Origin of the sequence: Sphingobacterium sp. SGR-19 (assembly GCF_011043555.1) — a bacterium.
Lineage (GTDB): Bacteria > Bacteroidota > Bacteroidia > Sphingobacteriales > Sphingobacteriaceae > Sphingobacterium.
The window spans coordinates 188,013-211,689 of the sequence record NZ_JAAKGS010000006.1; the positions used below are offsets into that span (position 1 = coordinate 188,013).

Sequence of the window (23,677 nt, forward strand, 5' to 3'; positions counted from 1 at the left end):
ATGTATACTTTTTCTTATTATTTTTTTTTAGAAATTATTCCCCTCATCCAAAGGATGTCCTATTTCTTTTGGATAGGAGATGGCAAACTTAACCACACGTTTTGCCAATGCTTCTAAATTTGAAACATCAGAGGCTTCCGTAATGTCCTGAACACAACCTCTGTTATTGATAATTTTAATATTATTGTGCTGTATGTCATAGGCGCTGTTTTGAATGACTTGTACATACACGAAATAGTCCACTTCGTTTTCTTCCAAATCAAAATAAGCTTTCACTTTTTCCCGTACTAAATCTATTTCCGTTTTCAGAAACGGCGTATTTCTAAGTTCTGTGCGCGGGAGGTCTCTGTTCGTTAGTTTTCGACAAAGTGTACTCAATATTTCGTCTTCCTCATATACCCACTCTTTCAAAGCCGACATAATATCAGTATCATCTAAACGGGTAAACCAGTCTAAATGGCGAGCATCCTCCAAAAAATTACGGTGATTAATCTTATTTGTTAAAAAATGGCTTAAAGCCGTTGTCGCAAATAAAGTACTATCTTGTGCCGCCAATTCTTTAGCACGATACAAAATCTTAATCAACATCTGTTCCGCGCCGATGACCGTTTTATGTAAATAAACTTGCCAATACATAAGTCGTCGGGCAATCAAGAACTTTTCGACAGAATAGATACCCTTTGCTTCCACGACCAACTGGCCCTGTTCCACATTAAGCATCGTAATGATACGGTCAAAGGAAATAACGCCCTCTGATACACCTGTAAAAAAACTATCTCTGTTGAGGTAATCCATACGGTCCATGTCCAGTTGACTAGAAACTAGCTGATGAAAAAACTTTCTGGGATACTGATCATTGAAAATCGTAATCGCTAAAGACAGCCTGCCATCAAACTCTTCATTCAATTTATCCATTAATAAAGACGAAAGCATTTCATGGGATACGCCCTCAATAAGCGTATGTTCTAATGAATGTGAAAAAGGTCCGTGGCCAATATCGTGCAACAATATCGTAATCAAAACAGCTTCTTCCTCTTGGGCACTGATGGATACATTTTTATTACGAAGCGTGTCAATTGCCAACGACATGAGATGCATAGCACCAATGACGTGTTGGAAACGCGTGTGAAGGGCCCCTGGATACACCAAATGCGTCATGCTTACCTGTTTGATAAAACGCAATCTTTGTAAATACGGGTGTTGAATAAGGTCGAAAATAAAAGCCGACGGAATAGTGACAAATCCGTATACTGGGTCATTAATTATCTTTTTCTTATTCAACTTTACGCTATGATGTTAATTATTATCTTTAAATTTCCTCTATCAAAGTATTTAATGGCAGAGGAGAGCTAGAATAATTCATTTTTAAATGCTTATATAATTATATTGCATATAAAAATGAATTTATCTATGTTTGATACGCAACGAGGATAAGCTCTTTCTACTTCGACATAGCAGTTCATCTCTCTTTCTTTTCCGTTGGTGCTTAAGCGCTTTCGGATGTCTAAATTAAGCGCAAAGATAAGGAGAATGAAGTTAATTAATGTTAAAAATAAATGATACAGAAGATACATATACTGTGGGCTGACGATGAAATTGAATTTTTGAGGCCTCATATTCTATTATTGGAAGAGAAGGGGTATCGGGTTAAAACTGTCAATAACGGTAACGACGCAGTGGATGCTTTTCAAAACGAACCTTTTGATCTAGTTTTTCTCGATGAGAATATGCCCGGTAAAACCGGATTGGAGACACTCGCTATTTTGAAAACTATCAACCCAACTATTCCTACTGTATTGGTAACAAAGAATGAAGAGGAACATTTGATGGAAGATGCAATTGGTTCCAAGATTGATGACTATCTGATAAAACCCGTCAATCCCAAACAAATCCTTTTGACGATAAAAAAGTTCACTGAAAATAAACGTTTGGTCAGTGAAAAAACCTCCATGGCTTATCAGCAAGAGTTCCGGAACCTCGGAATGACCATTAATGACGATTTGGATTATAAGCAGTGGATTGAGGCTTACCGCAAACTGATCTATTGGGAACTTTCATTGCAAAAGTTAGAGGACGCTGGTATGCATGAGATTCTAACGATGCAAAAGGCAGATGCCAACACAATTTTCTCTAAGTTTATCGAAAAGAATTACTTGAATTGGATACAAAACAAGGAAGAAGGGCCGATTCAATCACATCAATTATTTAAGAATAAAGTATTTCCCCAACTAGACAAGGAACGGCCTACTTTTTTTTTCTTGATCGATAACTTACGTTACGACCAGTGGAAAGTAATCAATGAAATCATAACAGATTATTACAGATTGGAGGAGGAAGACGCCTACTATAGTATTTTGCCTACGGCTACCCAGTATGCAAGAAATGCTATCTTCAGTGGGTTAACACCTTTGGAAATGGAAAAAAGATTCCCAGATCTTTGGCAAAATGATGATGATGAGGGTGGAAAAAACGTATACGAAGATAAATTTTTAGCCGATCAGATCAGCCGCATCTATCGTCGGGACTTAAAACATTCGTATCATAAAATAATTACATTAAGCCAAGGTAGAGAGGTTGTTGAATCACTGAACAACCTCATGCAAAACGATCTAAATGTCTTGGTTTACAACTTTGTCGATATGCTTTCGCACGCAAGAACAGATATGGCGATGATCCGGGAATTGGCAAATGATGAACGGGCCTACCGTTCGTTAACGCTATCCTGGTTTGAGCATTCTCCATTATTAGATGCTTTAAAATGGCTTGCACAGCGAAATGTGCGTATTATCATTACAACCGACCACGGCACGATACGGGTAAAGAAACCAAGTAAGATTATTGGTGACAGAAACACAAATACGAACTTACGATACAAACAGGGAAGAAATTTGAATTATAAAAACAAAGAAGTGTTTGTGATTAAAAATCCGCATGATGCACAACTTCCGAAGCTTCATGTAAGCTCTGCGTTTGTGTTTGCCAGGGATGATTATTTCTTCGTTTATCCGAACAACTACAATCAATTTGTCAACTATTACAACGAAACTTTTCAACACGGAGGGATTTCATTGGAAGAGATGATTATTCCGTATGCAGTTTATATACCTAAATAATACTTTTGAATTACTATCATGAACATCACGGTAAACAATCTTCAAGAATTAGATGCTGCTGCAAAGCAAATACTATCTCGTTTTCCAAATGATAGGATTTTTTTGCTTTATGGTGACATGGGTGCGGGGAAGACAACACTGGTTAGCTCGTTGTGTAAGGCTTTGGGTGTATCTGATAGTACCAGTAGTCCCACATTCTCCATTGTTAACGAATATAGTTCTCCCCAGGGTGCCATATATCATTTTGATTTCTATCGTTTAAAGTATGAAGAAGAAGCACTAGATATGGGTTATGAGGAATATTTTTACACAGATGCCTATTGTTTTGTAGAATGGCCGGAAAAGATTCCCAATCTTCTTCCGGAAGAATCCCGGCAAATCACACTTACCGCTTCTTCACCAAACAGCAGAAGCATTGTTGTAAAATAATTTTTCTTCTTCATGCAACCTTTCTACATTTATCGTCGTCTTTTTAACAAAGACTAATCTGAAATTGGATAAGATGAATTTAGATACCTTATGGAATGCCTGTCTAACGGGAAACCGCAAAGCACAATTTCAATTGTATCAAACCTTATCCGGTCGAATGTTTAGTGTGTGTTTACGATATGCACAAAATGAATCAGAAGCAGAGGAAATCCTCCAAGCAGGGTTCATCAAAGTGTTCACAAAAGGACAGTTGTTTGACAACAAGGGCTCATTAGAAGGGTGGATTCGCAAAATCATGGTCAACACAGCGATTGAACTACATCGGAATAAGAGCAGACATTATTTTGAGCCGCTTACGCAGGATTACCCAATGGCAGATAGTCGCTCGGGGAGCGATGAAAACTTGCGGTATAAAGATTTGTTGGCAATGATAACAGCGCTCCCTTTGGGTTATCGAACGGTCTTTAACTTATATGTGATTGAGGGCTACTCACACAAGGAGATTTCAGCTATGCTCTCCATTAGTGAGAGTAATTCCAAATCACAGCTGTCCAGGGCAAGACAGTGGCTTAAAGAGAAATTGATGAAAATTGAAAATATCGGGTTATGAACGATAAAGAACTAGACGAATTATTCAAGGAGCAACTGAGCAATCATACCGCGCGCCCAAGGGAGGATATCTGGCATCAGATAGAAGGGCAACTGGAGCAAGAAAAGGTCATTCCTGTCAAAAAAGTTAGTTGGGTAGGTTATGCTGCAATGGCTATTGGGTGTCTTGGCTTGATCGCATTATTATATATTATTATGCAGTCTACACCTGCAGGTGATATACCAACCATTGCACAAAACGAAGTATCGACAACGCCGACAAATACGGCGCAAGAATCCTCCATACCAGTTCAACCTGTTGATCCTGTAATAAAAGGGCATACGGAGCAACCAGAACAAGAGGTAACGAAGATACAAGCGTCTGTGCAGAGTGCTTCCAGGCTCAAACAAAAAAATCCCGTTAGCAAACCGGAAGAACGCCATCTGGAACTCGTGGAGCTCAAACCTGCCGGTGTTTCACCATCCCTTACAGCCGGTCTTAATATAGATGACAAAGCACCGCAGGAGTATGCTGTCAGTGTGCCACCTATCGCTCCACTAATTGATAGTCCGGAAACAGAAGAAAGTATGCTTGCTTCTAATCGAAAACCGGCCGAAGGTATAGTGCCCGGTATCTTGAACAAAATATCAGATGCGTTAAACCCTACTGATAACACAACCATTCAATTCAGTAAAGATGAAGAAGGGTTTCTTCGTCTCGATATAGTCAATAGTTTAGTGAAAAACCGTAGTAAAAAAAGAAGATAATCTATTATGAAAAAAAACTTATTATTTACAGGATTAGTCGGTATAGCGTTACTTTTCTCCGTACAACATTCTTTTGCCCAAGAAGACGAAAGCGATGATACGCTCACCAGAAAAATCGATCTCGAGCCAACTTTAGGAAAAAAAGATTATGACGACCATGGCAACATAATCAAATATCCTCGTGTATTTGGCGGCCTTACCTTTACCCGGATAGATTGGGGTTTTTCACGTCTTATGGACGACGGTAGCTTTACATTAGGAGAAGAAAATCAATTTTTGAAATACAAGAAAGCATCTAATTTTGGATTTGATATTGCCCAATTCGGTGTTCGCTTCAACGATGCTTTCAAAATGTATGTATCTGCAGGCTTCGAATGGAATTACCTTCGGTTAAAAAATGATATTATTCTAGACACGGAAGCAATCCCATTGGCTTATAGTCTGTCTGATATTACCTATAAAAAGAACATATTTACCTCTACCTATCTTCGCACACCATTAAGTTTTGAATGGCGGGGACCCAGAAATCATCATGGCCACCGACCCAAAATTGCCTTTGGTGCCATGACGGGTATTCTGCTCAAAGGAACACAGCGATTCAAAAGTGAAGAACATGGCAAACAAAAGTTCAAGGATAACTATAATTTGGCAAGCTTTCAATATGGCGCATTCGCAAGGATAGGTTTTGGATCATTGGGTGTTTTCGCTAAATATTATATGAATGATATGTTCGAAAATAGCCCTAATCAAGAGAACTTAAATAATTTGACTTTTGGATTGACGTTAGGGTTTTAATACTTTTGTGCCACACAAGGTTCAAGATTCTCTATGGCGCAACAAACCTCTTCTTGTCAATATATCCCGAATGACCAACAAAAGGTAGGGCTGCCTCTTATTTATGGCGAAAACCTTTCGCACGCTTTTCAGGCGAAGCGGGAAGTTATTGCAGTCAATAAGGTTGATTTTGGTATACGTGAGGGAAAGATTACAGCGATCATCGGAGAATCAGGAAGTGGTAAAAGCACATTATTAAAACTTATCTACGGCCTATTAGAACCTTCATCGGGAGAAGTTCGCTACCGCGGGTGGTTGGTTCCCACACGTAAAGATAAACTTATTCCTGGGCACGATGCTATGAAGTTAGTATCACAGGGGTTTGATGATCTAAATCTGTATGCAAAAGTTTGGGATAATGTCGCTTCTCAATTACCTAACACCAATCTTTCGCTGAAAGAGTCCAAGACACGTGAAACGTTAAATAGGCTAAAGATTCTTCATCTTGACCAACAACGGGTAGCTGATTTGAGTGGTGGGGAAAAGCAACGAGTGGCTATTGCACGTGCTTTAGTAAACGAGCCGGAGGTACTCCTCATGGATGAACCGTTTAACCAAGTAGATGCAGCGTTTCGAGATGCGTTGCAACAAGACATTCGGCAAATCGTAGAAGACACTGGCCTTACGATACTTTTGGTTTCCCATGATCCCACGGAGGTTCTTGCCCTGTCCGACGAACTAATTGTCATGAAAAACGCAAAGATAATTGAGCAGGGTTCTCCTACAAAGCTTTATTACGAACCGACCCACAGTTACACAGCACAGCTGCTTGCAAAAAGTAATATCTTATCTTCGAGCCAAGCTGCTCTCATAGACATTTCATCGAACCATACGATTGGAATCCACCAAGAAGATGTGTCCTTCGAAGAAAATCCGCAAGGGACATTTCATGTGAAAGACATACGTTTTCGTGGGTTTTATAAGGAATTGATATTGAGCAACGGGCAGCTTACTTTGCATGCTATTTTATACCCGTTGTCCAAGATTGCCATTGGCAGTAAAGTAAATATTAGTATTACAAAATATATTACATTCGGTTAAGGCTACCTATTCTGCTTCTAATGTGGTTTCGATGAGTTTAATTAATTCAGAAAACTCTTTTTCTTTGTAACCTACAGATTGGTAAATAATTTTTCCTTCTTTATCAATCAATATATTTCTAGGGATATAAGAATTAGCAAATAAGCTGAAGACGTTCCTTTTTAAATCAGGATATATAGGAAAAGTATAACCTGTCTTTTTAATAAATGGATCCAACTTATCCCAGCCTTCTTCCCTCGCAAGCACCATTACTGCAAAATCATCGCGTGTCTTCCAATTATCCCATATCTCTTTTTGAAGGTGAGGTAACTCTTCCCGACAAGATGGGCACCAAGTAGCAAACAAATTCAACAATACGACCTTGCCCCGGAGGGATTGAATGTCTATGGAATTTCCTTCTCTATCTTGAACAGTAAACGATGGCACTTCGTCATTTAAAGACACTTTCCATTCTTGAGATCGAGCGGTTGAAAGCGTGACCCCCAACAATAACATCAATATAACTTTCTTCATTTCAAATCTTTTAACCACGTAAACATGACTTCTGACCATTTTCTAGCGTCGGTTTTGTTATGTAGGCCAAAACCGTGCCCACCCGTATTGTAAATAAACATATCATTGATTACCCCCGCCCTGTCCAACGCTTCTTTGTAACGTAATGCATTGGCAACAGGTACTGCTTTATCATCTTCGGCATGTACCAAAAAGGTAGGTGGAGTTTTCGTAGATACCTGCTTCTCCAAAGAGAAATATAATAGATCATCCGAATGAGGTTGCTCACCTATCAAGTTTTTCTTCGACCCCTTGTGTGTAATCTCATCATCCATCGAAATAACAGGATAGACCAATACTGAAAAATCAGGTGCTAAATCAATAGCATGCTCATTCTCAATTTTCACGTCATCAAAATGATTTGATAATGATGATGCTAAGTGACCTCCTGCTGAAAACCCTATTACGCCAATCTTATCGAAGTCATAATGCTCTCTAATATATTGCATACCACGTTGCGCATCCTGTAGAGGCCCTATCTTCCGTATTTCCATATACTCATCTTTAGGCAAGCGATAATACAGTACAAAAGCACTATAACCCTCCTGATTAAACGCCTTGGCTATTTCATGCCCTTCGTGATTAATGGCCACATGGGAGTATCCCCCTCCCGGGATCACCAATACAGCCTGTTTGGCGCTAGGCAACTCATATTTATACAAAACGGGGATGTTTTCCTCTCCCAAACCTTCCGCAGATTTCGTCGCATTGGGGATTTCGGTATATAGTGCAACTTTTTCTTGTGCAAGCGTATAATAATTTAATAACACCACAAATAGTATAGAATAAATAAATTTCATTTTTTTATTGATTAGCTACGATAATTAAATCCAGGTCTTTTGATGGCAAGTTAAACTTTTCCGCCATGTCTTTATTCGTTAACATTCCTTGATAAAGATAAATTGCACTACGAATGCATTTATCAGACCATATCATATTGTTCATGCCTCCACATTCTCCGATTTGTAGAAGCAGGGGTGTCATAATATTCGTAAGGGCGTAGGTCGCAGTACGTGCCACACGCGATGCAATATTGGGAACACAATAGTGTATTACATCATATTTTCTGAATACCGGTTTGTCATGCGTAGTCACCTCAGATGTTTCAAAACATCCGCCCTGATCGATACTCACATCGATAAGCACAGAATTCGGTTTCATCTTAGAAACAGTATCTTCCGAGATGATACAAGGAGAACGACCATTCGTTGCTCTCACGGCGCCGATGACGACATCACAAGACCGAACCGCCTTATTTAATACAATGGGTTGTATCACGGAAGTAAAAATACGGCTGCCCACATTATTCTGTAGTCTGCGTAATCGGTATACAGAGCTATCAAAGACTTTAACCTGAGCGCCGAGCGCAATTGCGGCACGGGCCGCGTATTCGCCTACCGTACCCGCTCCAATGATGACCATTTCCGTAGGCGGAACCCCTGTAATACCTCCTAACATCAACCCCTTTCCATCAAAAATATTGCTAAGATATTCTGCTGCGATAAGTACGGAAGTTGCACCTACGATTTCACTCATGGCACGCACAACCGTTAAATGTCCTCCTTCATCTTGTAAATATTCATAAGAAACAGCCGTGATTTGTTTTCGCATTAACGCCTGTAATACGGGCAAATTCATTAACGAAGGCTGATGGGAAGATAGCAAAACCTGTTTATTTTTCATCATGCTCACCTCTTCCAAGGTCGGACTTGCTATTTTGATGACAATATCACATTGAAACACCTCCTGTTTATCGTGGCTAATCCTCGCACCCTGTTCGCTATAATGTGTATCTAAAAAGTTTGAGGCTTCGCCAGCTCCTGACTCCACGATTACCTCATGACCGTATTCAATGAGCAATGCAACGGACAACGGTGTTAGGGGGATCCGCTTTTCCTGAAATGATATTTCTTTCGGCACACCTATTTTTAATGCGTGCCGACTTTTGCCCACACTTGCCATTGCTTCTTTCGGTTGAAATATCGCCTTATGGGCAATTTTTGACATATCGTTCATGCTACAATCATATCTATTTTTAAACTAGTGAATTTAAAGATTATTCTTGATATTTTGGGAATAAGATTCATAAATCCACTTTTTTTCATATTTTTACATCCTATGTAAAAAATTGTTAATGCAAAAGTTTCCTGTTTTTAATCAGATTGGTATTGTTCCTAGATGGACCATTTTTATTTTTGACTTAACCATTGCCGCTATTGCTTTTGTATTCGCTTACGGCTTGTTTCATTCGTTCAATATACAAGCGTATGCGCAACCACGCTTTGCCATCGAATTGATCTATTGTTTGGGAATCACCTCTTTTTCTTTCCTGATTTTCAAACTCTATTCCGGCATTGTACGTTATACCAGCGCCGTTGACTCCATCCGAATTTTATCTACATTACTTTTTAACGTTATTATTCTCTTCGCCGTTAAATTGATTATGATTGCGAGCAACGTTCCGACCCTCATCGCTACAAACGTCATCATTGTATATAGTTTGTTTGCTTTTACGGGTCTAACCACATATAGGACACTTATTAAAATATTTTTTCAATACAATAAAACTAAAGCTTCCGATAAAAAAAATGTTGTTGTGTATGGTGCTGGTGATTTAGGTATAGCGGTCAAGCGTACGTTTGACCATGATCTCAAATCCAATAAATATATCGTTGCTTATCTCGATGACGATGAGACAAAAATCGGCAAATATATTGATGGTATTAAAATTTTCAGCTCAACGGATCTTGGCGGTCTGATCAATAGATTGGCTATCGATGAATTGATTTTTGCTTCCCATAGAATCAGTACAGAAAAAAAGAACCAAGTCATTGATATATGTCTGGAGCAAAAGATAAACGTACTTACCCTCCCTCCTGTGAGTGAAATTATCAACGGTACGGTATCGCCAACGCAGATTACAAAAGTAAAAATCGAAGATTTATTAGAACGCGCTCCAATAAAACTGAAAAACGATTCCCTTCTAGAACAATTGAGGGGAAAACGTATTCTGGTGACAGGTGCAGCAGGCTCTATCGGCAGCGAAATTGCGAAACAACTAGGGCATTTCGAACCGCAACTTATCATCTTATGTGATCAAGCAGAGTCTCCCCTACATAATTTACACCTAGACTTGCAGGATCGATTTAAAGGACAGGCTTATCAAGCTTTCATCGCAGATGTAAAAAACGAAGAACGGATGCGAACATTGTTTGAGACATTTAAGCCTCAATATGTTTATCACGCAGCAGCTTACAAGCACGTACCTATGATGGAAAACCATCCCATCGAAGGAGTGCGAACGAATGTGCTGGGCACGTGTACTTTAGCGAACCTGGCAGTTGAATTTGACGTATTGAAGTTTGTTTTCGTTTCCACAGATAAAGCTGTCAATCCTACTAATGTCATGGGAGCAACCAAACGTATTGCCGAAATGTACGTGCAATCCATGAACAACAATTTAGCAGAAAACCACCCAGATACAACAACCCGATTCATAACAACACGTTTCGGAAATGTCTTAGGATCAAACGGTTCTGTTATCCCCCGCTTCCGAGAGCAAATAGAAAAAGGTGGCCCCCTTACGGTTACTCACCCTGAGATCACACGTTATTTTATGACTATTCCCGAAGCTTGTCAGCTGGTTATCGAAGCGGGATGTATGGGTAATGGAGGAGAGATATTCGTATTTGACATGGGAAAATCAGTCAAAATTGTTGATCTAGCAGAAAAAATGATCAAGCTTTCGGGCTTCATTCCTTATCAGGATATTGACATTAAGTTTACTGGTCTACGTCCGGGAGAAAAATTGTTCGAGGAATTGCTCAACGATCTTGAAAACACGCTACCTACCCATCACCAAAAAATTATGATTGCAAAGGTTAGAGAAAATAATTTTTCTCTAGTCAACGAACAAATCAACCGTCTTTTTGAAAAGGTTAAAACAAACAATAATATAGAGGTTGTTCGCCAGATGAAAACTATCGTACCTGAATTTAAAAGCCAGAACTCCATATATGAGCAATTGGATGGAGGAGTTACGTCCGCTACCAGTGGATAGAAGACAAAAACACCTTACTGAAAGCCATCCTTTAGATATAAAGGTTAGTATTGATGCATACTATTGTCGATAAAAGACAGTAAAATACTACAGAAAACTTGTAATAAAATTTTAAAAGTGTAATTTTGCGTTCCATATTTATTATACGATAATAACAAATGTCAAATAAAAACGTAAATCAAACTGAGCCTAAAAAATCATCAGGTTCTTTTTTTCAAGATAATCAAAAAAGCATCACCTTCATCGTTGGTGGCATTGTCCTTTTGATTTTGCTATATTTAGGCTATCAGCGGCTATACCTCGCCCCTCGTGCAGAGAAAGCAGCCAACCAACTATATAAAGCAGAGGAATATGCTGCGATAGACTCTCTGCAGGCTAAAGCCATTGAAGGTGATGGGTCTTTTTTAGGCTTTAAAGAGATTGCTGAAGAATATTCTAACACGAAATCTGCTAATATTGCAAACGCTTACTTGGGAGGGCTGTACCTTCGTCAAGGAAATTTTCAAGAATCTATAAAATACCTTCAAAAATATTCGGATACTGGAAGCGATATTTTAGACCCCTTGGTTACTGGACTAATTGGGGATGCCTACTCAGAGTCTAAGGATTATAAAAGTGCTGCCAATCACTATAAAAAAGCGGCACAAAAAAGTAAAAACACATATACAACACCTTTATTCCTCAAAAAATTGGGTTTGGTATATGAAGCTTTGGAAGACTTCAAAAATGCGGAACAGACTTATCAATCTATTAAATCCGACTACCCAAATAGTCCTGAAGCGAACATGATAGATGGTCTAATAGCGCGCGTCCAGGCCAAACAACAATAAAAAGGAGCTCGTTAGGATATACAGGCTGCTTATTTTTTGTAAGCAGCCTTTTTTATTTATCTTTGCCCTCATGTCTAGTAGCATGAAGAATTTGTCAGACTTCTCACATATTGAAGTTGGCAACGCGAAGGATTTGAAATTCGCAATCGTTGTTTCCCAATGGAATGCTCAAGTTACAGGAGCCTTATTAGATGGTGCTTTGCATGGTTTACAGAAACATGGTGCTGCGGAAGATGATATCGACATTATCCAAGTTCCCGGCAGTTATGAATTAATCTCTGGAGCTGATATGGCACTTCGCAACTCATCATTTGATGCCATAATCTGTCTGGGCTGCGTCATTCAAGGCGAAACACGACATTTCGATTTTATATGTGACGCCGTTGGCAATGGTCTCGCTAATGTGGCTATCAAACACAATAAACCAGTTATTTTTGGTGTATTAACCACTGATAACCTGGAGCAGGCTTTGGATCGAGCAGGAGGGAAACATGGCAACAAGGGAGAAGAAGCCGCCGTTACAGCAATCCAAATGGCGCTTATCAGTACAAGATATTAGTGATTGTCGCTTCATCTTAAAAATAGGAGTCAACTATGAGAACATTCCTAACAGCAATTGTTATCGGTATCCTTTCCTGTTCTTATTTAACTATATGCGGACAGGAGGAACAGGAAGCAAGTAAAATATTATTAAGAGGAATCGGTGGAAAGGACAAGTGGGATAGCACAAACTATATTCTCTTTACGGCCAACGGGAATGAAACCAAATATTTTCAAAATGGTCGAAAGTTCCTTATCAATATGAAATCGGGACAGGCACGCTTCGAAGGAAAGTCAGATGATGGAAGTAACGTCGTGTCGCTATTCAACTTTAAGACCGGCAAACCATCTAAGTTTTTTATCAATGGTAATGAGATAAAACAGATGGACTCTGAAATAAACGAGCTCTTTACAAAAATTAACGAGCAGTTTAAAAAAGATATTACTTTTCTTTTTCTGCCTGCTTTAATTGAACAGCCCGAAACAAAAACAGGGAAAGTATCTTCCAAGATCTTCAATGCAGAAAAACTGCAGTCACTCCCCTTTCAGTTAAAAGGAGGATTGTCTGGCGAGGTATTGTTTAACAGTGAAACGGGATGGATAAAGCAGTTTGTCGATAAAGAGGGCCAAATCTATCTTGTAAACGGCTATAAAGACATCGGTGGAGGGCTATTTCTTCCTACTACTTTTCGAAATCTTAAAAACGACAAAAGAAGCCTTTTATTCTCTACTGTAGCTGCATTTACGGAAATGGAAGAATCGAGATTTTCTACATTATAGTTACTCTATTCGCTTGATAACAGGCATTCCTTGTCCTGTCCAAAAAATAATCTTCATATCATCAGTACTATTTTTTTAAGCTTTTTTTATTTTTATTTTGTACAATAGATAATCATTTCTATATTTGCACACCGAAACAGAAAAAAGGCCCGTTCGTCTAGGGGTTAGGACGCAAGATTTTCATTCTTGAAACAGGGGTTCGATTCCCCTACGGGCTACTAAACAGGACAGATGAATTTACTTTCGTTTGTCCTGTTCTTTTTTTGCATAAAGGTTGTTTTTTCTTATATTTCCGAATAGTTGAACCCCAAATTAAAAAACGGTGGTGTAAGAAGGCTAAGACGATTGTTCCATTGGGTTTCTAATGATAGAACTATTATGATAAAATTTATCCGTTTCTTTGACCTCCATCGCGGGGAAGACAAGAAAGAAACAGTGTTACAGAGTGTTGTTAACAATATCTCCTTCCGAGGTGCAAATGCTTGGATCCTTGCTTGCGCCATTGTAATTGCGTCGATTGGATTGAATGTAAATTCTACCGCAGTAATCATCGGTGCTATGTTAATTTCGCCATTAATGGGTCCGATAGTAGGCGCAGGATTTGCGTTGGGAACGTTTGACTTTCCACTCTTAAAACAATCAATCAAAAACTTACTTATAGCAACAGCTATTAGTCTTGTTGTGTCTTTTCTTTATTTTACGTTAAGTCCTTTCAAAGAAGCACAGTCAGAACTCTTAGCACGTATCTCTCCGAATATCTACGATGTACTCATCGCATTTTTTGGTGGGCTTGTTGGTGTCATTGCCATTACACGAGTAGACAAAGGAAACCCCATACCAGGGGTAGCTATCGCTACCGCTTTAATGCCACCGCTTTGCACGGCAGGTTATGGTCTGGCTATGGGTAATATTAGTTATTTCGCCGGAGCATTATATCTTTATATTATCAATTGTGTTTTCATCTGTTTAGCCACCTTTGCGATCGTTAAGTACCTCCGTTACCCCAAAGCACATTACGTCGACAAGCAACGGGAGAAACGCATTACCCAAACCATAACAATTATTACGCTCGTTCTAGTTATCCCAAGCTTTTACTTTGCCTATATTATGCTACAGCAGCGGAAATATACCAACAAAGTTGAACTCTTTATTCAGCAGGAACTGACCGAAAAAGGCTATACGGTCATTTATGAACGGCTCGTTCAGAATCGTTCCCCAAAAATATTAGAGTTGGCTTTTCTGGCAAAGAAATTCAGTAATCAGGAAATCGAGATACTGTCACAAGCGATGAAATCCCTTGGTATCGAAAATACCAAACTGGTTATACGTCAAGATAGTTTGGACGTACGAACAAGTATATTAGATGAAATTAATCAACGAAATATATCCGTCAATGAGAAGGATCTCACTATCCGTGCGCTGAATAATAAACTGGCGAAATATGAATTGGACAATCACCAATTCCAAAGCGACCTATCTATTCTCTTTCCTGACATAGAAGATTATAGCATCGGTGTTCAAAGCCGGTACGTCCAAACTGATAGTATATCAAAACATATCGCTTTTATATACGCCCCAAAAGAGACTTTAACTGAAGAACAGATAAATAAATTGAAGCAATGGGTACACAACCAGTTTCCTCGAGACAGTATAGATTTTATACAAAGATAGATAACCCGGGAAAATGATCGGGTCCAGAATAAACTGGAATCACTTGTCAATGCCATCAAGGCTTTGTATTTTTGGTAAAATAGGTGGTACGATAGTCGTGCATCGCTCTCAAATATAAAAGAATCAGATATGAATCAGACCGTTTTGGTATCCACAGACTTCTCGAACAACTCCCTGATCGCCGCACGTTATGGCATAGAATTAGCTCGTGAGATGCAGAAACATGTCCACATTTTCCATGCCTATCGTCCGTTTATCTCTGCTTTCCAAAGTCCTTTGGCCAATGAGGCAGACGAGCAGCGAGCAAAGATCGAGGCTGAAAAGGGACTGTTTGAGTTTATGGATAAGCTGGGGGAATATCCAGATATAAAGATATTTTCAAGCATTGCCAAAAGTGGTCTTATAGAGGGCATTAACCATTGTATAGAGAAAGAAAACGTTAGTTTGGTCGTTATGGGGGCACATGGGGCGTCGGGTACCCGAAAGGATCTGCTGGGCAATAATACCTACGATGTTGCCAAGGACCTGTCCCGTCCTTTATTGATCGTTCCAGAACATACGAACTCTTTTAAATTGGAAAATGCCGTCTTTTTCACTGACTACCAGCAGGGCGATATTAAGACCCTCACGCATTTTAACGCCCTGTTTGGCGATATTAGCCTCTCCTGCACTCTTGTGCATATCCTTGAAGGAAAAAACGCGCCGAAGGATGATGACCTGCGAAGCCTGGAACAGTGGAAAGCGTCCTTGGAAAAACAAACTCCGGTGAAGAATCTGTCTACGGAAATTACACAGGCCCCGGAAAACGTGGAGGCTATTAACGGGATTTTAGATCGTTTTAAAGCAGATATGACCTTAATTACCCTTATCGACTCTCGTAGTTTTTTCAAAAAATTGGTACACAAAAGTTTGGCGAGGGCTATTGTTCTCAATCCCCATACGCCTGTTCTGCTTACTTCTGAAGATACCGAGTAGCTACGACGATGTAAATAAATGTTTCAAGTACGTAGAAAAGAACATCTCATATATGGTCTCCCATCCGCCTTCATTTTTAATGATCTGCTTTTTTGCTTTTTGGCGTATAGGGATCCGGATCCAAAGGTCGGTCTGTAGGATCGTTAGGCATATCATTCAATTGCTCTGCCTGTGGATCTACACCAGCTTCTCCATCGCCATCTTTAGTACGCTCTGTCTTCTCAACGACAGATCCGAGTTCTTGATAAGTGTCTCCCTCCTTCTTTTTCTTTTTTTCGCCCAGACCTATCTTTTCGTTTTCCACTTTTGTAGCCATAGCTATTTTATTTATAAAGTTTTTACTGAATCTCCTTTTATAGAAGGAGACGAGGCGTCAGATTGTAATTTTATTTGAAGTGACTTCGCCTGCTCCAAATGGCTTTTGAGCGAGGGCACCTTTTCCGCAGCCCAATTTCTAAATTCTTGATCATTTAAATTGCTAGCCGCATTTTCAAACAACGCAATAGCATTTTCGTGTGTTTTTATAGCGACATCTTTGAACGCATTATCAAAATCTGTTCCCGAAAGCACAGACAATGATTTCAATATCGAAGCTTGATGTTCGTCCATACCGTCCGGCACAACTAACTTTTTAGTCACTGCAGCTTGCTGCAATTCCTTCAGCACCTTTGTGTGGTCATTTATCAACATCCGACCATATTGCTTAATCTCTTCATTTTCTGATTGCTTTACAGCCTGTGTTCCCAATGCTATTTCGAATTGGTTCGAACTAACTGCTTTCGTTAAAAAATCTTGATCTTTATTAGTTTCCTGTGCAAATATATCAGGCAAAAAAAGAATAACCGCACCCAGCACGGCTGAACAAAATTTGAGATAACCTTTCATACTTTAATTATTTTAATATTAAAATTACGACCGTTCTACTTGAACCAGAACGGCCTTTTGCCTCTAGACCTAATCATGTCCTTGCGTTTTTACAATCTTATTGTAAATACCAAAAAGTAAAAAAGGAGCTACCCATTGTCCGACAAACAAAGCGGCATGCTTATGTCCCATGCATTTTAATGTAGCTGATGCTGCCATCGCCGTGAGGGCAACACATAAATATACCTTTGATGGAACTTGTGCTGTTTTGTTTTCAATTTCCTTGGTCATTTCTCCTTCCTTCGCATTGACGTTTTTCTCTAAATTTTCCATGTTGTTCTTTTTTAATTAAACCATCTATTTTCTTCATTTCTATTCTCTATTGTTGCCCAAGCATTCTTTATTGTGCGAACTTCAAGATTACAAGATATGTCTTTCATAAGTAAAAGGATTATACTTAAAAATAGTTGGCTAAAAGTAAAATTAGGGTATTTCACTCCGCTCTAATACGTATCTCACACTTACATTCGTATTTATTTCGTTTTTAGAGATATATTATAGAAACAATCCCTTCAAACAGATTGTTTCATAAATACTTCAGGTGAAAAACAAAACATGGAACAAAAAATAAATTCGATGAAAACAATTATCATTACAACCGATTTTTCGAAAACGGCATCAAACGCCGCTCGATATGCCACAAAAATGGCGGAAGCAACGGGCGTGAACCACATTATACTTTATCATGCCTATGACAATTTAACTGTCGTCACAGATCTTCCAATGACAGATATAGCCCCTCCCCCGGTGAAGGAACAAAGTTTAGCTAATTTGGAAACGGTAAAGGCAGAACTGGAACAGATTCTTGGAGGAAATAATAGGATAAGCATCCATTTGGTAACAAATAACGTTCCTCTACTGCGTGGAATCGAAGAGATTGCGGAAGAATACCAAGCAGACTTAGTGGTGGCAGGTACAACGGGGAGAAGCAATCTAGAACAAGTGTTAATCGGCAGCAATACGTCTAATCTCGCTTCATCCTTGAAACTCCCGCTATTGATCATTCCAGCAGATGCTAATTACGAACCTATCCACAAGATTGTTTTCGCCTGCGATCTGAGAAAAGTGTCACATAGCACGCCTATAGCTGAAATTAGCCTGTGGTTAGAAAGATTAGGGGCAAAATTATTGGTATTAAATGTTACGTCGGAAGGAAAACATACAACATCCGAAACGGTTACCGAGCTACATAACATGCATTCTTTGTTGGATGGCTTCCATCCAGAGTATCATTATACAACAAGTGATGATATTGCCGAAGAAATAGAAGATTTTGCAGAGGATCATGATGCAGGATTAATTATTACCATCCCAAGATCTCATGACTTCTTCGAACGATTATTTCGCAAAAGTGTAAGTAAGCAACTGATCAAAAAATCGGATATTCCTCTTTTACTTCTTAAAGAAAAAGAGGAATAGAAATCCGATATCTGTAAATGGGTCTTTACACAAAAAGACCAAGGGTATTTATTCTGTTTTTCGGGTATTTATCACTGCAACTATATTAAACAGAAGAGGTTCAATTAGCACATTAGTACAAGAAAATATAATGGAATCGAGCTCTCATCAAAACTTAAAAAAATTAATAAGATGAAAACACAAAACCTTTTTGCTATGAAAGGACGAGGTCCTATAGTAGCTTTCGCATTAGTAGATCCAACATCTGATCCGGCCACTCCAAATCGTGGAGGCGAGGAAAATATACCAGATGAAGAAAATCTCCCAGATGATGGGGAGCGCGTTGAAAATCTACCTCCAGAACAACCGGATGTAGACCCGCTTGAACGAGAGGAACCGGAGTTGGACGAGATAGATGAAAACCAACCTAATGAGCAACCAGATATCGATCCCCTTGAAGCGCCCAATCCTGATATCGACGAGATCAATCCTGATGCAGAACCCGAAATTAATGAGCTTTCAACACCTGAGCCCTATATCGATCGTGATCCCACAGTCGAGCCAGGAACGAACCCGATGGGGAGAAATCATTCACAGTTCATCTAAAAACAAAGAGAAATAAAATGACGGGACAACATCTTCGAGGTTATGACGATCGGCATACCAGAGGATTGATGATTATCTTATCGATAAAATGAATCTCCTTTTGCAAATGCCTTTCGTAGCATAAGGTTAGCACGCTAGTCAGAGTCCTTTTAGCTCGAAGACACTTTGACGCCTCGGGCATCCATATCCTGCTTAAAGGATTCTAAAAATCTGCTCCGAAAGCGTTCAATATAACGAACATGTTGAATGCCTACCTGAATACCGAGCTGATAGTTATCTGCTGTAATGTCTTTTGTATATATTTTAATCGGAATAGATCGGTCTATCTCTTCAAAGCTTGCAAGCTTTATTTTCAATTCTTTCTTGATCTCTTCAACTGGAATAGTAATATCTATCGTCAATTTTAAATTTACACGAATATCCGCCTCTCTAAACGTCCAATTGACTAATCTTCCCGAAAGCAGATCACCATTTGGTATAATTACGCGGGCTCCTTCATCAGTCAGTAATGTACTGGAACGAATCCCGATCTCCCTCACCTGTCCTTTTTTATCCGCTAATTCCACATAGTCTCCAATCTTGAAAGGTTTTTCGAAAACCAGAATAATACCCGACACGAAATTATTGATGACATTCTGTAAACCCAATCCTATTCCAACACTCAACGCACCAATAATGACTGTTAGTTTATCCATTCCAAGTCCCAGTATGCTAATACCGATCAAAAAGCCGATGACAACGATAAGCAATCTGAATAAAGGGAATAATGTCATCTTTCGCACCTGCAATTCGTCTCTAGGCGTTGTATCGTCTAGTAAGTTTTTCAAGCTTTTCTGAAACCAATTTGCTAACCAAATAACCGCGACCGCCAGCAAAAGATTACCATAGGCGAATGTTATGCCTCCAACTCTATGTTCTTTCATGAGTAAACGATCCAGCAACGCACTCGCTTCCCGAACGAGGTGAAAATTGTTCAACAATACTAACACAATCAGCAAGACGGAGCAAAAACGGAATAAACGTTCAAAGCTCGACAACATCTGCTTCACATCAAAACGACGAAACATCGCTTCAGGCTTAGCTCTTTCATATTGCTTTTCAATATCGTGAAGCAACATTTCGCGTACCGCACGTAACGAGATAACTTGCAACAATCCAATGCCCGCCGCCAAACTCCACATACGTGAAAAGCTAACATACCCCATTGCGTTTAGCACAATGGCAAAAAAATGCCCTAATATAATCAGCCAACGAGCATATCGGTGAATATATCCTATCGGGTTATCGACATCTGTCCGGCGTCCGATAGACCAAACTAAAGCAATATTGAAGACGTTAGCCGATATCGCTAAAGCCTTCGTCCACCATAGTGTGGATAAAAAGAGATTTGTAGTTATCAGTATGGTGTAGGAAATGAAAATTAGCCCTAGTACCTTACGTTTAAATGTCGAAAGCTCTTTATATAAGATAATATAAAGAAAAATAAAAACAAGAAAATAGCTACTTTCGAGAATAAGCACCGGTATAGAAAAGGAAGCAAAGGGCAACAAGACTAAAAAGAAAATAGCAGCTTTTAAAAACGGAATCCATAACGGATCGTTCTGATATAAACGAAATTCCTCGTTACCCTGTTCTGTTTTGCGCCCCAATTTATACATCCAATAAAAATAAAGTAAGCTTATTAGAATTAAAAAGAGCCGACTACTCCAGGCAGGATAATCGAAAAAACCCGAAGAGGAACCGTCCTTTCCTAAATTGGCTTGCGCCGTCCGCACCATATGGTATCGGACAGGGCGCATCTGAACGATGCTAGAATCGACATCAGCTCCCGCTATTTCTGCTTGTTGACGTCCAAACCATCTTTCCAAATAAACCACATCGCCAATCAGCCTTTCATAACCCCGAATTAGCTGCGGCAATGTGTCTGTCAAATCTTTCGTTATTTTTTCGACGGAATCCGTTCCAAGCAGTTCTTCCACATTCAAGCTGTCTCCTTTCGCCAAACTGTCTTCTTCGATCTGTGTCTGGGTAGGTGCCGACAACCATGTGGTTCGAGCTGTTTTAATATCATAGATATATTGTGAAATCTGTTTCTTTCTCGTGCCTAGAAAAATCAAAGTGCTATCTATCTTCGTGGAATCGAGCGTACCTCGTCCAAAAAAAAGGCTTTTTTTAATACTATCTATACTAGTTGAAATCGTATCCTGAGCCCGTTTCCAGTGTTGCACTTGAGCTTGTCGCTCTTTCCACGTGACCTGTTGGAAGTAAAAAAGTGAATCTTGGGACTGAACAACAGGGTGAATAGTACTGTACAGCAATAATACCAAAAGCCGTAGTAGCCATGGTAGCAACTTTTTATTGTTCTCTATTGCCGTCATAATCATAGAACACCGTAGGAAGCTCAAACGTTTCGAAGCAAGGTCGCTACTTTATTTTCCAATTCATCCAAATCAAACGGCTTCGCGAGATATGCCTCGGCTCCTGCCTGTTCTGCAAGAGAACTTACATCGTTGTTTGCTGAACAATAAATCACTGGAATATGCTTAAAAGCAGGCTCACTTTTTAATATTTGTGTCGCCTTTACTCCACCAATATTCGGGATCCAATTATCCATAATAATCATGTCTGGATTTACTTCTTTGACTCGTTCCAAAATATTATGAGAGGTTTCAGAAATTTCTACGTGGTATCCCGAAGCTTCGAGGACAATCGTAAAAACGTCCAAAATATTGGTATCATCATCAAATACAAGTATTGTTTTGTTCTTCATAGTGTTATAAAAGTTAATAGTTCGTACTTAACTGATTGATAAAGGAAGCCATTTCCTCCGGTTTTAAAATCGCATCTGCCTGCAAATTTAGTAGAGCATGTTGAGGCATATAGGCTATTTCAGCTGTATCAGGATCCTGGACAAGCACTGTACCCCGTTGTTGGGCTATACAACGGAGACCTTCCAAGCCATCTGTATTAGCACCTGATAGCAACAGGGCAACAGTATGCTCCATAAATGTTAGAGCAGCAGACTGGAAAGTGACATCAATAGAAGGTCTGGAGTAATTGACTTTCTCCGAACAGTCCAAAGATACCATCTGTTTATCCTCAAATAGCAGATGATAATCTGCAGGCACCAAATAAATATAACTTGCTTTCAGCGTCATTTTATCATAGGCTTCTTCCACCGGTAGCCGGCTACGAAATCCTAGTAGTCCCTCTAATATACTTTCGGGATGTGCCTTACGATGAACCACCACCACGATTGGAAAAGAAAGATGATCGTTAAGGTGAGGGAACACTTCCAAAAGAACGCTGATGCTTCCTGCGGAACCACCTATCAATAAAATCTCCGTTTTGTTCCTATTTCCCATGTATGCTAGGATGTTTTTTTCCAAATTCTATCCTCATTCCATTGTTTATATCGATGTTCTACCTCGGAAAACCGCAGTGTTTCTTTGGCTCCCAACGCTAAAAAGCCAAGAGGCTGAAGGCTATCGTCAAAAAGCTTAAACACTTTGTTTTGAAGGTCTTTGTCAAAATAAATGAGAACGTTTCTGCACAAAATAAGCTGAAATTCATTAAACGAAGAATCCGAAACTAAATTATGGGTAGAAAATATCATTTTACTACTCAACTCAGAATGGAATTTTGCGACGTCATACATTGAAACATAATAAGAAGAAAAATCCCTTTTTCCATCAGATAAAATATAGTTTCTGGAATACTGTTTCATATGATTCAACGGAAAGATACCTTTAGACGCCTTTTCGAGTACACTCGGATTAATATCCGTAGCATAAATCAACGTTTTATCAAATAGATTTGTTTCCTTTAACAATATTGCCAACGAATAAGCTTCTTCACCTGTTGAACAACCTGCAACCCAGATACGAATAAACGGATATGTTCCTAAAATGGGTAAAATATGATGTCGTAATGAGGCATAAAAGTGAGGGTCTCGGAACATTTCGGTCACGTTAACCGTTATTTCTTCAATAAAACGTGACAAATAATCCTTATCGTGGATAAGCTTATACCTTAGTTCGGCAAAACTCGCGAACTTATCAAGCATGCAGATTCTATTGAGGCGACGCTTTAACGATGCCTTACTGTATTGCGTAAAGTCGTAACCATATAAATGAGAAATATCCTTTAATAACATTTCCATATCATCGTTTCTCACGATATCCAGCTCAGTCATCTATAACAGTTTCTCAATAACCTTCATTAACCTATCTACATCAATTGGCTTCGCGATATAATCATCCGCCCCAGCCGCTAAGCATTTCTCTTTATCGCCGCTCATCGCATTCGCCGTGACAGCGACAATGGGAACACTTCCATATATATCCGAACTCCGAATTTTTTTTATCGCTTCGTATCCATCCATTTCGGGCATCATCATATCCAACAAAACCAAGCCTATTTCTGGGTTGGACTGCAAAAGTTGCAAACCGTCCATGGCACTTTGAGTGGAGACAAATTTAAATTTTCTGGCTTTTAACGTTAATTGCAAAGCGAAAATGTTCCGATTATCATCATCTATGAGCAAGATTACTTTTTGCGTCTTCATC

Annotated in this window: 26 protein-coding genes and 1 tRNA gene; 15 read left to right on the top strand and 12 right to left on the bottom strand. The window is 39.3% G+C overall.

Features of this window, described 5'->3' with window-relative positions:
* Nucleotides 1–27: 27 nt before the first annotated feature.
* A complete protein-coding gene (locus G5B43_RS12950; protein ID WP_165295214.1) occupies nucleotides 28–1,281 on the bottom strand; it encodes an HD domain-containing protein in 1,254 nt (417 codons plus the stop codon).
* A gap of 278 nt (nucleotides 1,282–1,559) precedes the next feature.
* On the opposite strand from G5B43_RS12950, the gene G5B43_RS12955 reads away from it, so the two are divergent.
* The 6 genes from G5B43_RS12955 to G5B43_RS12980 all read left to right on the top strand — a co-directional run bounded on the left by G5B43_RS12955 (nucleotide 1,560) and on the right by G5B43_RS12980 (nucleotide 6,773).
* A complete protein-coding gene (locus tag G5B43_RS12955) occupies nucleotides 1,560–3,113 on the top strand; it encodes a PglZ domain-containing protein (protein ID WP_165295305.1) in 1,554 nt (517 codons plus the stop codon).
* Nucleotides 3,114–3,131: 18 nt separating this feature from the next.
* Nucleotides 3,132–3,542, top strand: coding sequence for a tRNA (adenosine(37)-N6)-threonylcarbamoyltransferase complex ATPase subunit type 1 TsaE (gene tsaE / locus G5B43_RS12960; RefSeq protein ID WP_165295216.1), 411 nt, complete (start codon nucleotides 3,132–3,134; stop codon nucleotides 3,540–3,542).
* Between the two features lie 73 nt (nucleotides 3,543–3,615).
* A complete protein-coding gene (locus G5B43_RS12965) occupies nucleotides 3,616–4,152 on the top strand; it encodes an RNA polymerase sigma factor (RefSeq protein WP_206367351.1) in 537 nt (178 codons plus the stop codon).
* Nucleotides 4,149–4,898 (top strand): hypothetical protein, encoded by a 750-nt coding sequence (locus G5B43_RS12970; RefSeq protein WP_165295218.1) that lies wholly within the window; start codon nucleotides 4,149–4,151, stop codon nucleotides 4,896–4,898. The genes G5B43_RS12965 and G5B43_RS12970 overlap by 4 nt, the downstream gene beginning before the upstream one ends.
* A gap of 6 nt (nucleotides 4,899–4,904) precedes the next feature.
* The gene (locus tag G5B43_RS12975) at nucleotides 4,905–5,693 is read left to right on the top strand and encodes an outer membrane beta-barrel protein (protein WP_165295219.1); all 789 of its coding nucleotides are present in this window, start codon (nucleotides 4,905–4,907) and stop codon (nucleotides 5,691–5,693) included.
* A gap of 33 nt (nucleotides 5,694–5,726) precedes the next feature.
* On the top strand, nucleotides 5,727–6,773 hold the full coding sequence (locus tag G5B43_RS12980) for an ABC transporter ATP-binding protein (RefSeq protein WP_165295220.1): 1,047 nt from the start codon (nucleotides 5,727–5,729) through the stop codon (nucleotides 6,771–6,773).
* 6 nt (nucleotides 6,774–6,779) lie between these two features.
* Here the strand turns inward: G5B43_RS12980 and G5B43_RS12985 are convergent, their stop codons facing one another.
* The 3 genes from G5B43_RS12985 to G5B43_RS12995 are packed head-to-tail and all read right to left on the bottom strand — an operon-like array spanning nucleotide 6,780 to nucleotide 9,341.
* Nucleotides 6,780–7,286: a TlpA family protein disulfide reductase gene (locus G5B43_RS12985; RefSeq protein WP_165295221.1), complete on the bottom strand. Its 507-nt coding sequence runs from the start codon at nucleotides 7,284–7,286 to the stop codon at nucleotides 6,780–6,782.
* Complete coding sequence (locus G5B43_RS12990; RefSeq protein ID WP_165295222.1) at nucleotides 7,283–8,125, bottom strand: alpha/beta hydrolase; 843 nt, start codon at nucleotides 8,123–8,125, stop codon at nucleotides 7,283–7,285. The genes G5B43_RS12985 and G5B43_RS12990 overlap by 4 nt, the downstream gene beginning before the upstream one ends.
* A gap of 4 nt (nucleotides 8,126–8,129) precedes the next feature.
* On the bottom strand, nucleotides 8,130–9,341 hold the full coding sequence (locus G5B43_RS12995) for an alanine dehydrogenase (RefSeq protein ID WP_165295223.1): 1,212 nt from the start codon (nucleotides 9,339–9,341) through the stop codon (nucleotides 8,130–8,132).
* A gap of 118 nt (nucleotides 9,342–9,459) precedes the next feature.
* Here G5B43_RS12995 and G5B43_RS13000 point away from each other — a divergent pair, with 118 nt between their 5' ends.
* The 7 genes from G5B43_RS13000 to G5B43_RS13030 all read left to right on the top strand — a co-directional run bounded on the left by G5B43_RS13000 (nucleotide 9,460) and on the right by G5B43_RS13030 (nucleotide 16,181).
* Nucleotides 9,460–11,385, top strand: a complete 1,926-nt coding sequence (locus G5B43_RS13000) for a polysaccharide biosynthesis protein (protein ID WP_165295224.1) — start codon at nucleotides 9,460–9,462, stop codon at nucleotides 11,383–11,385.
* Nucleotides 11,386–11,543: 158 nt separating this feature from the next.
* Complete coding sequence (locus tag G5B43_RS13005) at nucleotides 11,544–12,215, top strand: tetratricopeptide repeat protein (protein WP_165295225.1); 672 nt, start codon at nucleotides 11,544–11,546, stop codon at nucleotides 12,213–12,215.
* Nucleotides 12,216–12,285: 70 nt separating this feature from the next.
* Nucleotides 12,286–12,774: a 6,7-dimethyl-8-ribityllumazine synthase gene (gene ribH / locus G5B43_RS13010; protein ID WP_165295226.1), complete on the top strand. Its 489-nt coding sequence runs from the start codon at nucleotides 12,286–12,288 to the stop codon at nucleotides 12,772–12,774.
* Nucleotides 12,775–12,809: 35 nt separating this feature from the next.
* Nucleotides 12,810–13,535 carry a hypothetical protein gene (locus G5B43_RS13015; RefSeq protein WP_165295227.1) on the top strand — a complete coding sequence of 242 codons (726 nt, stop codon included), beginning with the start codon at nucleotides 12,810–12,812 and terminating at the stop codon, nucleotides 13,533–13,535.
* A 146-nt stretch (nucleotides 13,536–13,681) separates the two neighbouring features.
* Nucleotides 13,682–13,753, top strand: a tRNA-Glu gene (locus G5B43_RS13020).
* A gap of 160 nt (nucleotides 13,754–13,913) precedes the next feature.
* Entirely contained in the window at nucleotides 13,914–15,206 is a 1,293-nt protein-coding gene (locus G5B43_RS13025; RefSeq protein ID WP_165295228.1) for a DUF389 domain-containing protein, read from the top strand.
* Between the two features lie 129 nt (nucleotides 15,207–15,335).
* Nucleotides 15,336–16,181, top strand: coding sequence for a universal stress protein (locus G5B43_RS13030; protein ID WP_165295229.1), 846 nt, complete (start codon nucleotides 15,336–15,338; stop codon nucleotides 16,179–16,181).
* Nucleotides 16,182–16,257: 76 nt separating this feature from the next.
* Here the strand turns inward: G5B43_RS13030 and G5B43_RS13035 are convergent, their stop codons facing one another.
* The 3 genes from G5B43_RS13035 to G5B43_RS13045 form a co-directional block, all read right to left on the bottom strand.
* Nucleotides 16,258–16,497, bottom strand: a complete 240-nt coding sequence (locus G5B43_RS13035; protein ID WP_165295230.1) for a hypothetical protein — start codon at nucleotides 16,495–16,497, stop codon at nucleotides 16,258–16,260.
* Between the two features lie 11 nt (nucleotides 16,498–16,508).
* Nucleotides 16,509–17,066: a DUF4142 domain-containing protein gene (locus G5B43_RS13040; RefSeq protein ID WP_165295231.1), complete on the bottom strand. Its 558-nt coding sequence runs from the start codon at nucleotides 17,064–17,066 to the stop codon at nucleotides 16,509–16,511.
* 69 nt (nucleotides 17,067–17,135) lie between these two features.
* Entirely contained in the window at nucleotides 17,136–17,378 is a 243-nt protein-coding gene (locus G5B43_RS13045) for a hypothetical protein (RefSeq protein ID WP_165295232.1), read from the bottom strand.
* A 303-nt stretch (nucleotides 17,379–17,681) separates the two neighbouring features.
* Here G5B43_RS13045 and G5B43_RS13050 point away from each other — a divergent pair, with 303 nt between their 5' ends.
* Complete coding sequence (locus G5B43_RS13050) at nucleotides 17,682–18,524, top strand: universal stress protein (protein ID WP_165295233.1); 843 nt, start codon at nucleotides 17,682–17,684, stop codon at nucleotides 18,522–18,524.
* Between the two features lie 171 nt (nucleotides 18,525–18,695).
* Nucleotides 18,696–19,109, top strand: coding sequence for a hypothetical protein (locus G5B43_RS13055; protein ID WP_165295234.1), 414 nt, complete (start codon nucleotides 18,696–18,698; stop codon nucleotides 19,107–19,109).
* Between the two features lie 149 nt (nucleotides 19,110–19,258).
* Here G5B43_RS13055 and G5B43_RS13060 read toward each other — a convergent pair whose 3' ends face one another.
* From G5B43_RS13060 to G5B43_RS13080, 5 genes are read right to left on the bottom strand one after another with little or no spacing between them, the layout of a single operon-like run.
* Nucleotides 19,259–21,487 carry a mechanosensitive ion channel family protein gene (locus G5B43_RS13060; protein ID WP_165295235.1) on the bottom strand — a complete coding sequence of 743 codons (2,229 nt, stop codon included), beginning with the start codon at nucleotides 21,485–21,487 and terminating at the stop codon, nucleotides 19,259–19,261.
* 23 nt (nucleotides 21,488–21,510) lie between these two features.
* Nucleotides 21,511–21,879: a response regulator gene (locus G5B43_RS13065; RefSeq protein ID WP_165295236.1), complete on the bottom strand. Its 369-nt coding sequence runs from the start codon at nucleotides 21,877–21,879 to the stop codon at nucleotides 21,511–21,513.
* A 13-nt stretch (nucleotides 21,880–21,892) separates the two neighbouring features.
* Nucleotides 21,893–22,474: a chemotaxis protein CheB gene (locus tag G5B43_RS13070; protein ID WP_165295237.1), complete on the bottom strand. Its 582-nt coding sequence runs from the start codon at nucleotides 22,472–22,474 to the stop codon at nucleotides 21,893–21,895.
* A 5-nt stretch (nucleotides 22,475–22,479) separates the two neighbouring features.
* Nucleotides 22,480–23,304, bottom strand: coding sequence for a CheR family methyltransferase (locus G5B43_RS13075; protein WP_165295238.1), 825 nt, complete (start codon nucleotides 23,302–23,304; stop codon nucleotides 22,480–22,482).
* Nucleotides 23,305–23,676, bottom strand: coding sequence for a response regulator (locus G5B43_RS13080; RefSeq protein ID WP_165295239.1), 372 nt, complete (start codon nucleotides 23,674–23,676; stop codon nucleotides 23,305–23,307).
* Nucleotide 23,677 lies beyond the last annotated feature (1 nt).